Source organism: Mycobacterium sp. 141 (assembly GCF_000382405.1).
Taxonomy (GTDB): domain Bacteria; phylum Actinomycetota; class Actinomycetes; order Mycobacteriales; family Mycobacteriaceae; genus Mycobacterium.
This window is the reverse complement of the sequence record NZ_KB908256.1, coordinates 403,613-417,554: the sequence shown is the minus strand read 5'-3', so window position 1 is coordinate 417,554 and position 13,942 is coordinate 403,613. Positions and strand designations below refer to the sequence as shown.

General features: G+C 64.8%; 14 protein-coding genes and 1 pseudogene. 7 read left to right on the top strand and 8 right to left on the bottom strand.

Annotated features, from left to right (window positions below):
- Nucleotides 1-8: 8 nt before the first annotated feature.
- The 5 genes from thpD to arc form a co-directional block, all read right to left on the bottom strand.
- Nucleotides 9-881, bottom strand: a complete 873-nt coding sequence (thpD, locus tag H276_RS0104720; protein ID WP_019970157.1) for an ectoine hydroxylase — start codon at nucleotides 879-881, stop codon at nucleotides 9-11.
- A complete protein-coding gene (locus H276_RS0104715) occupies nucleotides 878-1,270 on the bottom strand; it encodes an ectoine synthase (RefSeq protein ID WP_019970156.1) in 393 nt (130 codons plus the stop codon). Before H276_RS0104715 ends, thpD begins: the two co-directional genes overlap by 4 nt.
- Before the next feature lie 13 nt (nucleotides 1,271-1,283).
- A complete protein-coding gene (gene ectB, locus H276_RS0104710; RefSeq protein ID WP_019970155.1) occupies nucleotides 1,284-2,573 on the bottom strand; it encodes a diaminobutyrate--2-oxoglutarate transaminase in 1,290 nt (429 codons plus the stop codon).
- A gap of 45 nt (nucleotides 2,574-2,618) precedes the next feature.
- A complete protein-coding gene (gene ectA, locus H276_RS0104705; protein ID WP_019970154.1) occupies nucleotides 2,619-3,215 on the bottom strand; it encodes a diaminobutyrate acetyltransferase in 597 nt (198 codons plus the stop codon).
- Nucleotides 3,216-3,445: 230 nt separating this feature from the next.
- On the bottom strand, nucleotides 3,446-5,287 hold the full coding sequence (gene arc, locus H276_RS0104700; protein WP_019970153.1) for a proteasome ATPase: 1,842 nt from the start codon (nucleotides 5,285-5,287) through the stop codon (nucleotides 3,446-3,448).
- Nucleotides 5,288-5,433: 146 nt separating this feature from the next.
- Between arc and H276_RS0104695 the strand changes: the two genes are divergently transcribed.
- The 3 genes from H276_RS0104695 to H276_RS0104685 are packed head-to-tail and all read left to right on the top strand — an operon-like array spanning nucleotide 5,434 to nucleotide 6,812.
- Entirely contained in the window at nucleotides 5,434-5,937 is a 504-nt protein-coding gene (locus tag H276_RS0104695; RefSeq protein ID WP_019970152.1) for a hypothetical protein, read from the top strand.
- A 49-nt stretch (nucleotides 5,938-5,986) separates the two neighbouring features.
- Nucleotides 5,987-6,511, top strand: coding sequence for a hypothetical protein (locus H276_RS0104690; RefSeq protein ID WP_026356591.1), 525 nt, complete (start codon nucleotides 5,987-5,989; stop codon nucleotides 6,509-6,511).
- A 7-nt stretch (nucleotides 6,512-6,518) separates the two neighbouring features.
- On the top strand, nucleotides 6,519-6,812 hold the full coding sequence (locus H276_RS0104685) for a DUF503 domain-containing protein (protein WP_019970150.1): 294 nt from the start codon (nucleotides 6,519-6,521) through the stop codon (nucleotides 6,810-6,812).
- Between the two features lie 15 nt (nucleotides 6,813-6,827).
- On the opposite strand, the gene H276_RS0104680 is transcribed toward H276_RS0104685, so the two are convergent.
- Nucleotides 6,828-7,667 carry a tRNA (adenine-N1)-methyltransferase gene (locus H276_RS0104680; protein WP_026356590.1) on the bottom strand — a complete coding sequence of 280 codons (840 nt, stop codon included), beginning with the start codon at nucleotides 7,665-7,667 and terminating at the stop codon, nucleotides 6,828-6,830.
- An 84-nt stretch (nucleotides 7,668-7,751) separates the two neighbouring features.
- On the opposite strand from H276_RS0104680, the gene H276_RS0104675 reads away from it, so the two are divergent.
- Complete coding sequence (locus tag H276_RS0104675; protein ID WP_019970148.1) at nucleotides 7,752-8,609, top strand: RecB family exonuclease; 858 nt, start codon at nucleotides 7,752-7,754, stop codon at nucleotides 8,607-8,609.
- Between the two features lie 73 nt (nucleotides 8,610-8,682).
- On the opposite strand, the gene H276_RS0104670 is transcribed toward H276_RS0104675, so the two are convergent.
- Nucleotides 8,683-10,938, bottom strand: coding sequence for a family 16 glycoside hydrolase (locus tag H276_RS0104670; RefSeq protein ID WP_231376600.1), 2,256 nt, complete (start codon nucleotides 10,936-10,938; stop codon nucleotides 8,683-8,685).
- Between the two features lie 450 nt (nucleotides 10,939-11,388).
- Between H276_RS0104670 and H276_RS0104665 the strand changes: the two genes are divergently transcribed.
- Genes H276_RS0104665 through H276_RS0104655 form a run of 3 tightly spaced genes read left to right on the top strand, consistent with a single transcriptional unit; the run spans nucleotide 11,389 to nucleotide 12,865 of the window.
- Nucleotides 11,389-11,706 (top strand): helix-turn-helix transcriptional regulator, encoded by a 318-nt coding sequence (locus H276_RS0104665; RefSeq protein WP_019970146.1) that lies wholly within the window; start codon nucleotides 11,389-11,391, stop codon nucleotides 11,704-11,706.
- Nucleotides 11,703-12,215 (top strand): SRPBCC family protein, encoded by a 513-nt coding sequence (locus H276_RS0104660; protein WP_019970145.1) that lies wholly within the window; start codon nucleotides 11,703-11,705, stop codon nucleotides 12,213-12,215. The genes H276_RS0104665 and H276_RS0104660 overlap by 4 nt, the downstream gene beginning before the upstream one ends.
- Before the next feature lie 2 nt (nucleotides 12,216-12,217).
- Nucleotides 12,218-12,865 carry a flavodoxin family protein gene (locus H276_RS0104655; protein WP_019970144.1) on the top strand — a complete coding sequence of 216 codons (648 nt, stop codon included), beginning with the start codon at nucleotides 12,218-12,220 and terminating at the stop codon, nucleotides 12,863-12,865.
- On the opposite strand, the pseudogene H276_RS22570 reads toward H276_RS0104655, so the two are convergent.
- A pseudogene (locus H276_RS22570) lies at nucleotides 12,816-13,939 on the bottom strand (mercuric reductase). The gene H276_RS0104655 and the pseudogene H276_RS22570 overlap by 50 nt on opposite strands.
- Nucleotides 13,940-13,942: the final 3 nt, after the last annotated feature.

Sequence of the window (13,942 nt, the reverse complement as noted above, 5' to 3'; positions counted from 1 at the left end):
CAACCAGCCTAGGTGACGCGGGCTGCGCACCGGGCCGCCAGGTATTCCGGCCGCCGCCGGGGTGCGGCGAACGGCTCCCCCAGTTGGTTCTCCGTCGAGTTGAACACCAGGAAGATGTTTGACCGCGGTAGCGGTGTGATGTTGGAACCGGAACCGTGCAGCAGGTTCGCGTCGAACCACAGCGCCGACCCCGGCGGGCCGGTGAACTGGTCGATCCCGTGGTGGTCGACAGCCTTTGTCAGGGTCGTCTCGTCGGGAACACCGATGTTCTGCAGCACGAGCGAGGTGTCGTGATTGTTGTCCGGGGTCGCGCCGACACATGGATAGAACGTCTGGTGCGATCCGGGCACGACCATGAGCGACCCGTTGTACGGATAATTGTGCGTCAGCGCGATCGAACACGACACCGCCCGCATCGAGGGCATCCCGTCCTCGGCGTGCCAGGTCTCGAAGTCGGAGTGCCAGTAGAAGCCGGTGCCGGTGAAACCCGGCATGAGATTGATCCTGGCCTGGTGGATGTAGACGTCACTGCCGAGCACCTGACGCGCCACCGGCAGCACCGTGTCGAGGCGAACCACTTGCGCGACAAGCTCACTGAGGAGATGCGGTTCGAAGATCGACCGGATGGATCCGCCCGGCTCCCGAATCACCCGCGGGTCGTCGTCGCCCAGATCGGCTGCGACACGGTCCAGTTCATGACGGAGCGCCGGCAGCATGTCGTCGGCGACGGTGTCCGGCCGCACCAGATACCCCTGAGCCGCGAACCAGTCCAGGTGCTGCTGGGAGAGCGGCCCGTCGGATTCGGTGCCCCACACCGCGGGTTCCCGGCGTGGAATGGGCGTGATGGCGTGATCGAGCCTGGTGGGATACGGGTCGCTCATGCGACGGACTCCGGCGGCGGATAGGCGCCGGCCTCGTCGTGAACCTCCCGCCCGGTGACCGGCGGATTGAAGACGCACAGCATTCGCAGCTGTTCGTCGCAGGTCACCCGGTGGCGCTCATGTCCGTTGAGCAGGTACATGCTGCCCGGCCTCAGCGGGTGGCGTTCACCGGTCTCCAGGTTGGTCAGCGTGCCCGCACCCTCGACCACCCAGACCGCCTCAACGTGGTGCTGGTAGTGGAACTCGTTGACCGACCCGGCGTCGATCGTGGTCTCGTGGAACGAGAACCCGACCCCGTCGCCGGCCAGAATGATGCGCTTGGACCGCCAAGTGCCGTCGGAGACATCACGGTCAGTCCCGGTGATCTCCGCAGTGGTGCGCACGATCATGTCGAATTCTCCTTCAGTTCAAGGTGATCGCGACCGACTCGGCCAGGATGTCCAGGCCGGCTTCCAGATCGCTGTGTGACGTGGTGAGTGGCGGCAGCAGCTTGACAACCTCATCGGACGGGCCGCTGGTCTCCATGAGCGCGCCCCGGTCGAACGCCGCGCGGCACACCTGCGACGCGCGCTCGGCGTCCTCGAACTTCAGGCCCTGCGCCATGCCTCGGCCGCGGGCCGACACTCCGTCGTGGCGTGCCGCGATCTCTTCCAGCCGGGCCCGGACCATCTCCCCCTTTGCCGCGGTGGCGAGGCTGAACTCATCGTTTTTCCAGTACTTTTCGAGGGCTGCGGTGGCGGTGGTGAAGGCCGGGTTGTGACCGCGAAAGGTGCCGTTGTGTTCACCCGGGGCCCAGACGTCGAGTTCACGACGAAACAGGGTCAGCGCCATCGGCAGGCCGTAACCGCTGACCGACTTCGACAGTGTGACGATGTCCGGCACGATGCCCGCGGCCTCGAAGCTGAAGAACGGCCCCGTGCGTCCGCAGCCCATCTGTACGTCGTCCACGATCAGCAGGATGTCGCGGGTCCGGCACAGATCGGCCAGCGCCTGCAGCCACTCGACGCGGGCGACGTTCAATCCACCTTCGCCCTGGACAGTTTCGACGATCACTGCGGCCGGCCGGTTGAGTCCGCTGCCCGAATCATCGAGGACGCGTTCGAACCAGTGGAAGTCCTCGGTGACACCGCCGAAGTAGTTGTCGTACGGCATCGGGGTGGCGTGAACCAGCGGAATTCCGGCACCCGCACGTTTCATCGAGTTGCCGGTCACCGAGAGCGCGCCGAGGGTCATCCCGTGAAACGCGTTGGTGAAGCTCACAATTGATTCCCGCCCCGTCACCTTGCGGGCGAGTTTGAGGGCCGATTCGACCGAGTTGGCGCCGGTGGGGCCCGGGAACTGAACCTTGAAATCCAGCCCCCGCGGCTGCAGGATCATCCGGTCGAACGTCTCCAAGAAACGCTGTTTGGCGGTGGTGGCCATGTCGAGCGAGTGCACGATGCCGTCGGAAGCCAGGTAGTCCAGCAGCGGCGCCTTGAGCGCGGGGTTGTTGTGCCCGTAGTTCAATGCACCTGCGCCGGCGAAGAAGTCGATGTAGCAGCGGCCCGTGGTATCGGTCACCCGTGAGTCGGTGGCGCGGTGCATCACGGTGGGCCAGCCCCGGCAGTAGCTACGAACCTCGGACTCGACCGAGTCGAAAACCTCAGGCAGGTCAGACTCGGTCAGCGGTGGTGCTGTCGCGGCAAGCGACATGGAAAATCCTCCGATCAGTACGAATTAACTGCGGTACGAACAGGTTCAGCGCGATGGTGGAACATCGATCGGCCCGATGCGAAGGACCGGTTCGTCGTCATGCCCGTTTGCTGAATCGAGAAGTTCGCTGGTGAAACGCGGGTGCTCGGTGAGCGACACACCGTGGCGGCGCGCGAAGGCGCCGAAGAACGCGCGCGACGCCAGGTTGCCGGGTGCGACCGTGGCCTCGACGGTGAGTGGTCGTCCGCCCTGCGCCGAATGAACACGGCGCACGAGCGTGTCGATCATCGCGCTGGCCACGCCGCCACCCTGCACCGCCGGGGCGACGGCCACCTGCCACACGAACAACACGCCGGGCCGTGTGGGCGGCTGGTATCCGGTGATGAATCCGCACAGCACGTCATCGGTTTCGGCCACGATCGAGGTGGCCGCGAAGTCGGTCGCAAGAAGCAGATAGGCGTACGTGGAGTTCAGGTCGAGAACACCTGTGGCAGCGGCAAGTTCGCGGATGCCGATCGCGTCGGTGCCGACCGGGGCGCGCAGCACCCGGGCCTGAAACGACTGTTCGGAAAACAGCCGGTCTCGGGAATCGCGGGCACCGGCACCGCATGTGCGCCCTGGAGCGCCTTCGAATACGTGCATAGCGTGTAGAAATTCACCACCGAAAGTTCAGCAATCATCATCAGTTCAAAGCATCGGTGCTTTCTACGTTAGACACACCCAGGTATCCGAATCAACCCGCACACGGACTCGGGGGCATCCCACCGCCTTCCGGTTCATACCCAACGACCTGCGGTAACGCCAATCGCCGAGTGGACGCAAAACTGCCCCAAATCAACGGATTTGGGGCAGTCTGCTTGCGCGAGGGACGGCTACAGGTACTGCCCCAGGTTCGACTCGGTGTCGATCGCCCGGCTCGCGCTGCTGCTCTTCCCGGTGACCAGCGTGCGGATGTACACGATCCGCTCACCCTTCTTGCCCGAGATCCGGGCCCAGTCATCGGGATTGGTGGTGTTGGGCAGATCCTCGTTCTCGGCGAATTCGTCCACGATCGAGTCGAGCAGATGCTGGATACGCAGGCCGGGTTGACCGGTCTCCAGCACCGCCTTGATCGCGTTCTTCTTCGCCCGATCCACCACGTTCTGAATCATCGCTCCGGAGTTGAAGTCCTTGAAGTACATGACTTCTTTGTCACCGTTGGCGTAGGTGACCTCCAGGAACCGGTTGTCGTCGATCTCGGCGTACATCCGGTCGACGACCTTCTCGATCATGGCTTTGATGCAGGCGGCGCGATCGCCACCGAACTCGGTCAGATCGTCGGCGTGAACCGGCAAGTCCTCGGTGAGGTACTTGCTGAAAATGTCCTGTGCCGACTCTGCATCCGGCCGCTCGATCTTGATCTTGACGTCCAGACGGCCTGGCCGCAGGATCGCCGGGTCGATCATGTCCTCACGGTTGGAGGCGCCGATAACGATGACATTCTCCAGACCCTCGACACCGTCGATCTCGGAAAGGAGCTGGGGCACAACGGTTGTCTCGACATCCGAGCTGACGCCGGTGCCACGGGTGCGGAAGATCGAGTCCATCTCGTCGAAGAACACGATCACCGGGGTGCCTTCGGAGGCCTTCTCGCGGGCCCGCTGGAAGATCATCCGGATGTGCCGTTCGGTCTCACCGACGAACTTGTTCAGCAGCTCGGGGCCCTTGATGTTGAGGAAATAGCTCTTCGCCTCGCGGGCGTCGTCGCCTCGCACCTCCGCCATCTTCTTGGCCAGTGAGTTGGCAACGGCCTTGGCGATCAGTGTCTTGCCGCAGCCGGGCGGACCGTAGAGCAGCACACCCTTCGGCGGACGCAGCGCGTACTCCTTGTAGAGCTCCTTGTGCAGGAACGGCAGCTCGACGGCGTCACGGATCTGCTCGATCTGCCTACTCAGGCCACCGATGTCGAGGTAGCTGACATCAGGCACCTCCTCCAGCACCAGATCCTCGACCTCGGCCTTGGGGATGCGTTCGAACGCATAGCCGGCCTTCGTGTCGACCAGCAGCGAGTCGCCCGGACGCAACTTGCGCGGCCGGCTGTCGTCGAGCAGTACACCCGAGTCTTCGGGCAGCTCACTGGCGGCCACCAGCGGCTCGGCGAGCCACACGATGCGCTCCTCGTCGGCGTGACCGACCACCAGGGCGCGGTGTCCGTCGGCCAGGATCTCGCGCAGCATGCTGATCTCACCGACCGCCTCGAAGCTGCCGGCCTCGACGACCGTCAGAGCCTCGTTGAGCCGAACCGTCTGACCTTGCTTGAGCGTGGCCGTCTCGATGTTGGGCGAGCACGTCAGCCGCATCTTGCGACCGGAGGTGAACACGTCGACGGTGTCGTCCTCGTGGGTGGACAACAGCACTCCGTACCCGCTGGGCGGCTGGCCGAGTCGGTCGACCTCCTCGCGGAGTGCAAGTAGCTGCTGACGAGCTTCTTTGAGAGTGTCCATCAACTTGGCGTTGCGTGCGGCCAGCGAATCGATCCGTGCCTCGAGCTGATGCACGTCACGGGCACTGCGCAAACCGCTCTGGGGACCCACCGCGTTTTCCAGTTGCTCGCGCAACACTGCGGCCTCCCGGCGCAACGATTCCAGCTCGGCGGCTTCTTCGCTGGACCGGGGCCCCGAGTGACTACCCGGGAAACCCTCGGTGTAACCGTCCGAACGCTCTGACTCGCTCATCTTGCGCTCCCTCCCGCACCGGAAGTTGGTGCAGTAACAACTTCAACGCTACCGGCGATTCAGCCTTTGTGTGTGGTCTAGGAACTCGACACACCATCACCACTGTTAGCCTCTATCACTGAGTTGGTCCGATCGAAAGGAATGTCGTGACCCTGAAGACCCTCGTTACCGGCTTTGTCGCAGCTGCAGGAGCGGCCGCTGTCGTGGGCGGTGCCGCGGCAGGTGTGACTTCCATTGCATCCAGCACCCTCTCGTCCGCGCCGGCCGTACAGCCGGTCGTATTCGATGCACCGCTGCCGCAGGCGCCGGCGCCCGAGTTGCAGAGCGCGCTGACCCAGACCCTGCAGGCGCTGGCTACCGGTGGTTCGTTCAGCGGCAAGGCCCCCTACATCCAGGGCGGCATCGGCCGGGTCGAGAGCATCGCGGCCGACCGGGCTTACAGCCGGGCCGCTGCCGAAGGCAAGTTCCCGCTGACGTTCAGCGTTGCCAACATCGACGACGAAGGCGGTGTTGCCACCGCCGACGTCACCGCGACGTCGAACCTCGGGGGCACCGCCACCCAGAACATCCAGTTCGTGGCAGGCCCGAGCCCCACCGGCTGGCAAATCTCCAAGGCCTCGGCCTTGAACCTGCTGTCGTCGGTCAACTAGCGGTTAGTTGTTCCGAACCCGTTGGTCCTCCTCGCGTGCGGGCACCCGCATCGCGGTCCTGAGTGCCGCCACGTGTGTGGCGGCACTTGGGCTGTCTGGGTGCAGTCACGACGAACGGCAGACGGCTACGCCGGCCACCACCCCGGTGACCACTTCGCTGACCACCGCGGCTGCCCCGCCAGCTGCGCCCCTGCCGGCGCCGGACGCCCTCACCGGGGTGCTGTACCGGCTGGCCGATGTCAACGTCCCGGGCGCCAACAAGGTCGGCCTCGTGGAGTATTCGACGGCCGACGACGCAGCCGCACTGGACAAGTTCGGCCGGGCCCTGGCCGATGACGGCTTCACCCCGTTGAACTTCGAGGCCAAGGATCTCGCCTGGTCACAGTCCGAGCCGGGCAACGTTGTCGCCACCATCACGGTCACCGCACCGTTGTCCAAAGACCCCGGCAAGCAGTTCAGTTTCCCGATGGAGTTCACTCCGCACGGCACCGACTGGCTGCTGACCAGACGCACCGCCGACATGCTGCTGGACCTGGGCCGCAGCGCCAGTCCGGTTCCGACCCCGACCCCGTGAACCGCGTATGTGGATCGGCTGGCTGGAATTCGATCTGCTGCTCGGTGACGTCCATTCGCTCAAGCAGAAGCGGTCGGTGATCCGGCCCATCGTCGCCGAGTTGCGTCGCAGGTTCGCCGTGTCGGTCGCCGAGACCGGTGCCCACGAGCTGCACCGCCGCGCCGGGATCGGTATCGCGGTGGTCGCCGGGGACCGTGCGCACGTGGTCGAGGTGCTCGACGCCGCAGAGCGGCTCGTCGCGGCCCGTCCGGAAGTGGAGTTGTTGTCCGCCCGTCGGGGTTTGGGCAACAGCGACGACTGACCGTCGGACTTCCGGTTAGACGCTGCCGCCGAGCTGACGCTTACGCCGCAGCGGCATCGGCGCCACCGCGCCCGGCGCCAATTTGCGCACGCTGACCAGAAACGCCGTATGCCCCCGCATGGTGTGCTGCGGACGCACCGCCAGGCCCACCACGTGCCAGCCCCGCTGCATGCTCTCCCACGCGCGCGGCTCGGTCCAGCATTGCTGCTCGCGCAACGCCTCTACGATGCGGGAGAGCTGGGTGACGGTCGCGACGTAGATCATCAAGACTCCGCCGGCCACCAGCGCCTGCGAGACGGTGGGCAGCACTTCCCACGGAGCCAGCATGTCCAGCACCACGCGGTCCACCTCTGGCCCGCTGTAGTCCGAGAGATCGGCGATGACCAGGTCCCAGTTTCCCGGCCGCTCGCCGAAGAACGTGATGACATTGCGTTCGGCATGCACGGCATGGTCGTCGCGGACCTCGTAGGAGATCACCGCGCCTTCAGGCCCGACGGCCCGCAGTAGAGAACACGTCAGCGCGCCCGAACCGGCACCCGCCTCCAACACCCGCGCGCCCGGGAAGATGTCGCCCTCGTGCACGATCTGGGCGGCGTCCTTGGGATAGATCACCTGAGCACCCCGTGGCATCGACATCACGTAGTCGACCAGGAGCGGGCGCAGGACCAGGAACTGGTCGCCGTTGGTGGATTTGACGACACTGCCCTCCGGCAGGCCGATCACCCCGTCGAGCGCGATGATCCCGCGGTGGGTGTGGAATTCACCACCCGGCGTCAGCACCATCGTGTAGTGCCTTCCCTTGGCATCGGTGAGCTGCACACGGTCACCCACGGCGAACGGTCCGGTCCTTGGCACGGTCACTCAGCCTGCCAGCACGGCCGCCGCGCCGGGTGCGCGGGTTACCGCAAAGTTGTCGGTACCCGGTCATAGGCTGTCGATATGGGTGAAGGGACGGCGGCAACAACGCTTGCCGGGCCGGTGCGCAGGCCGGCACTCTCACCATCACGAGCGGGCGATTTCAAGCGCTGTCCGCTGCTGTACCGCTTCCGGGCCATCGACCGGCTACCGGAGCCCCACTCACCCGCCCAACTGCGCGGATCGCTCGTCCACGCGGCCCTGGAGCAGCTCTACGGCCTACCCGCGGCCGAGCGGGTACAGGACACCGCGCTCGCGCTCGTCGAACCGGCGTGGGCACAGGTGGTGGCCACTGAGCCGGAACTGGCCGACATGGCGTCCCCGGCCCTGTTCGAGGAAGCCCGCGCGTTGCTGTCGGGTTACTACCGGCTGGAGGATCCGACCCACTTCGACCCGGACAGCTGCGAGCTGCGCATCGAGGTCGAGCTGACCGACGGCACGCTGCTGCGCGGGTTCGTCGACCGTGTCGACATCGCGCCGACCGGTGAGCTACGCGTGGTGGACTACAAGACCGGTAGGGCCCCACCGGAGACACGGACCATGGCCGAGTTCAAGGCGATGTTCCAGATGAAGTTCTATGCAGTCGCGTTGCTGCGGTCACGCAACGTGATGCCGGCTCGGCTGCGGCTGGTGTACCTCGCCGACGGCCAGGTACTCGACTATTCTCCCGACGCCGACGAACTGCTCCGCTTCGAGCGGACCCTGATGGCGATCTGGCGGGCCATCCAAACCGCAGGCGCCACAGGAGATTTCCGGCCCAGCCCGTCACGACTCTGCTCGCGGTGTCCACATCAGGCACTGTGTCCCTCGTTCGGTGGTACACCGCCCCCTTACCCGGGCTGGCCCGAGCCCTTGCCGGCGCCGACGGAGCCGGCGGCGTGATCGGTTGCCACTATCGTCGGCTTCGTGCCCGAGGGTTCCCCGGTGGGCATGACACAAGCACCATCGCGTCGGGTTAGATCTCGCGAATGCGGATGTTGCGGAACTGAACAACGTCGGTATGGCACTGAAGGCCGATGGCGCCTGCGCCGACCAGGCGGGCAGGCAGATGCGCCTGCCGCACCACTTGCTCACCGTTCAACCACACGTTGATACGGTCTCCGTTGACCGCAATCTCGAAGGCGTTCCAATATCCTTCCGCGAACCTCGGGCTGACGGCCTTCGACGCCCAACGAGTTGCGGGCGCGATTCCGTATACCGCACCCGTCTTGTGCAGGCTACTGCCGTAGACCACCCGGGGCTCGCGAGTGGCGTCGAAGTCTTTGCCCGTCTCGTCGATCTGTATCTCGATGCTGTTGGTGTAGACCTGGCTCAGGTTTCCGTCAGCGACTTCCGGCATCCGCAGGAATATTCCGCCATTGGCCCTGATGTCGAAAGCCTTCCAGTCCAGCCGAAGGACGAAATTGCGGAAGGTTCGGCGCGTGCGGACGAACCCGAGCCTGCTTTCCGCTCCGACAGTGCCACATTCGACGATGCCCAGACCCGGAAGAGCCTGAATGGTGCCCTCGCCGAAGTGATCCCATTGATCGAGGGTTCCGTCGAAGATCGACACAAAGCCGTCTTCGAGCGGCGCGGTCGGGGCCGACGTGAATCTCGAAAGGATATGCGTTGCAACCAGATTGCCGAATGCGAGTCCGGTAGGAACGGGGTTCGCAGAACCGACGGTCGGAAAGATCGCCTGGTCGACGCAGAATACGTTGCTCACATGGTGTAAGTGTCCGTGCACGTCGGTTACCGAACTGTCGGGATGTTCGCCAAGCCACAGCGTGCCGCTCTCGTGGTAGGTCGTCCCTACTCCGTCCTCGTGGCCGCCGATGAACTGTAAGTCGTTGTCGGTTGTAGACCGGGCCGCCGCAGCAGGCTTGTTCACCATCGCGGCGGCAAACGCGAACGCGGCCTCCGTCTGAGCCGCCCGCACGGCCGCATCCGTTTCTCGTTCGATAATTGTCACGAAAACCTTCGGGACGCGGATCTCGTCGCCGCGTTCGTCGTAGTAGACATCGTCACCCGCGCCACCGTGCGGATTCACCGAGATGAAACTCGAATCCCGCTGACTGAAATCGGCATTCCGGTCACCGAACGTCTCACCGCAGGTTCTGATGCCGACGACAATCCAGTCATCCATATCCGTGCTCGAGATCGCCTGCTCGACCTCGTTGAGGTCCTCAACGTTGGGAATCAGGCGGTACAGAAACTCCTCGTAGTTTCGGCTGTCGTTGTTGCTGCGCACGGCATATAACTGGAAATGGAAGCGGCCCAATCGATTAACAGGTGGACCGATCGGCAATCGACCCCCGACATGCAGCGCGCTGGTGCCAAGAACCGAGGTCGACGGCAACTGCAGGGCGCTCTTGCGGACCCGCCACGAATAGTTTCCGCGGACGTGAACCATCAAGTTCTTGCCCGTCAGATCCGGCCCAAGCTCGCGGGGCTTCGGAAAGGAGTTCAGCGCAAGACGTGTCGAGTTGATGGCGTTGCCGGCAAGGCACACCATCGCGCCTCCGGAGAGGCCGAACCGTACGATGCGCCGCACCATACCGGGGTTATTCGCATCCCTCGACGGTTCGCGGACGGCCAACACCAGCGTCGTCGCGCGACCTTCCGCGGTGTCGATGCGCAAGACTTCTGTGTTGGGGACCAGGAAGAGGAAGCGGTTGGCGTTGGACCCGCCCGAGCTCTCCGCGTCTTCGCGGATAGAGTCGAGCAGCAGCGGGAGGCTGCTGAACTTGCCCATGGACAGCAACCCCGATTCGAATCCCTCGGCGTGGACCGCTATCGGTGCCTCGACTACCCCCGTCAGGTGCGGAACCACCCCGTCGCCGACGACACGCTGCGTCACCGACAGCAGATGGTCCATCAGCGGCCCGTGAATGTAGTCGATGGTGACGTCGGTTCCGATCTGCCGCGCAACTTCGTCATAGCCCTCGGGCGAGAGTAGGAACTCCCGGACCTCCCGAGGCCATTGCGCCAGGTCGTCCTGCTGGTCGTCGTTCATCAGCGGCGGCGCCCAACCGCCCCAGAAGAGGGACTTGCCTCCGACGCATCGGTGGTGGGGGACGATCCCTTGAAGCGGCCCTCCCGCGTAGTTGATCTGACTCAGAAACGACTGGTTCTCGTCAACGGCAGGCCTGTTGACGAGCTCGAAGAACGGTCCGACCCGCGTCAGATTCTGGAAGTGCTCCGAAATCAGGAACGGGCCCGCCTCGAGCACCAGTACTCTGGGCCTGCGCTCCAGCGGACGGCGTCGTGCACGCTCGTAGATCTTGGCTGCGGTGAACGCGCCATACATCCCGGACCCGATCACGATCACGTCGAACTCGAAACCGCCCTGCCGTTGCGCATCGGCTACCTCGTCGATCGTGTTGCACACGAACCGGGAGAAGGCATCCAGCGCGAAGGTGGTCTCCTGCACGTCCTCGTGTCCGTCGAAGCCGCGACCGGAGTCGGCAAGTTGTGTCAGCACGTCACGAATTCCTCTCCGGGCACAGCGACTACGGCCGATCTTGACCCTGTGCGTGCGCGCATCTGAGTATGTCGTGGCAGGGACGGCACCGCAGCGGTTTGGGTCTGCTGAAAAGCCCTGCTGGCGCGGCGGCACTGACGTCAGATCGGGTTATTATATTCTCTTGCATCTATATAGATATAATGCAATACTCAAGGCATGGATGTCTTCGAGGCCGTCGCCGAACCGAGCAGACGAGCACTGCTCGACGCGCTTACCAACGGTGAGCGCACCGCCGGTGAACTCGTCGCTACTTTGCCCGGGCTGACCCAGCCGACCGTGTCGCGGCATCTGAAGGTTCTTCGCGAGGTCGGCCTCGTCGAGGTACGGCCCGATGCCCAACGTCGCATCTACGCGCTGCGGGCCGACGGCCTGGTGCAGATCGACGCATGGATCGACCGCTACCGCCGCTACTGGACCAACCACCTCGACGCCCTGGAACGTCACCTCGAATCGACCCGCAAGGAGACCAAATGACCGCGCGTGAAGGGAAACTCACGATCGACGGTGATCGGGCGGCCCTCACCTTCGAACGCCACCTGCCCTATTCCGTGGATACGGTGTGGTCAGCGATCACCGACCCCGTGCAGCGTAATCAGTGGATGGGTGAGACCGTGCTCGACGCCCGTGAGGGCGGGACCATCGAGATGGTGCCCAACGGTCCACCCCTGCAGCCCGATCAGATGAAGATGACCGGTCGGATCCGGGTGTGGGATCCGCCGCGGGTCTTCGAGCACGAATGGAACCAGCCGATCCTCAAGGACACCGGCGTGGTGCGCTACGAACTCACACCCGACGGCGACGGCACCCTGCTGCGATTCAGCCACCGCGGGCTCACCGTCCGCGACGCGCAGGGTTTCCATCCCGGCACGCATGCATTCCTGGACCGGCTCGAAGCCCATCTTGCGGGAAAAGCACTGCCCGACTGGGGACAGCGGTACCAAGAAGTCGCAGCATCGTTAGGACAACAATGGGAAGGGGTATAGCCATGTCCCACAACGGATCCGATATCGCAGCGCCTACCGTCGCAGTGGTCTACCACTCCGGATTCGGGCACACCGCGACCCTGGCCGAGGCGGTGGCCGCCGGGGCGGCCGCGGCCGGTGCCGACGTCAGCCTCGTCCCGGTCGACACCATCACCGAGGTCCAGTGGGATCTCCTCGACAACGTCGACGCGATGATCTTCGGAAGCGCCACCTATATGGGCAACGTGTCGGCCGCCTTCCAGGCCTTCGCGGAGAAGACCGGTCGACGCTGCGTCGAGGGCACCTGGCGGGACAAGGTCGCGGGCGGTTTCACCAACTCCGGCTGCAAGAGCGGCGACAAGCTCGGCACCCTGAGCTCCTTGTCGATCTTCGCTGCCCAGCACCACATGCATTGGGTGAACCTGGGTTTGGCTCCCGGCTGGAACAGCTCGACCGGTGGTGCCGACGATCTCAACCGACTGGGCTTCTGGCTCGGGGCCGGCGCCGCCACCGATGTGGATGCCGGCTCCGACCAGGTGCACCCCGCCGACGTCGCCACCTGCCGGCACCTCGGCGCGCGCGTGGCGCTGGTGACCCGCCAATTGAACATCGGCCGCAGCCTCAGTCCAGCGGCCGCAGGTCCTGCAGCAGTGTCGGCACCAGCTCACTGACCGTGGGGTGGATGTGCATGGTGCGGGATATGGCGGTGTAGGGCAGTTTGGCGGTCATCACGTCGACGATGCAGTGGATAACCTCGTCGCCACCGACGCCGAGGATGGCCGCACCGAGGATCTCCTCGGTCTCGGCGTCGACCACCACTTTCATGAATCCCTGTGACTCGCCCTTCTCCACCGCGCGGCCCACACGAGTCATCGGACGCTTGGACACCAAGGCTTTTCGGCCCGAGGCTCGGACCTGGTCGACGGTCAGCCCAACCCGGCCCAGCGGTGGATCGATGAACAACGCATAGGTGGGGACGCGATCGCTGACCCGGCGGCGGGGACAACCTCGAAGCCGTTGTCCTGCTTGGTAAACCGGATGTCGGTGGCGTTGAGCACGATGCCGATACCCTCGGCTTCGAGGATATCCTTGATCGCGGCCGAGACGTCCTCGTCCTCCCGTGAGGTCAGCCGTGGGCCCCGCTCGACGACCGTGACCTTGGCCCCGAAGCGGCGGTACATCTGGGCGAACTCGAGTGCAATGTAGCTGCCACCGATGATGACGAGGTGCTCGGGCAGCGAATCCAGTTCGAGGATCCCGACGTTGGTCAGATAGTCGATATCGGCCAGGCCGGGAAAATCCGGAGCCACCGCGCGACCACCCACGTTGAGGAAGATCCGGTCCGCGCATAGCAACCGACCGTCGACATCCAAGGTGTGCGGATCGACGAACCGGGCATGGCCCCGGATGAGCGACGCCCCGTCCATTCCCTCAAGCCAGGTTTCGACGCCGTGCCGGTCGGCCAGCATGATGCCGTCCTTGCGGGCCTTGACCTCGGCCAGGTCCACGGTGACTTCGCCTGTGTGGACACCGTATTCAGCGCCGCGCCGGCCAACGTGCGCGGCATAGGCGCTGGCCACCAATGTCTTGGTGGGAATACAGCCGGTGTTCACGCAGGTACCGCCCACCAGTTTGCGTTCGACCACGGCAACGGTGTTGCCTGCTGCGGTGAGCCGCCCGGCCAGCGGGGGGCCGGCCTGTCCGGCACCAACGATGATGGTGTCGAACTGCTCTGGCTCGCCCATGGG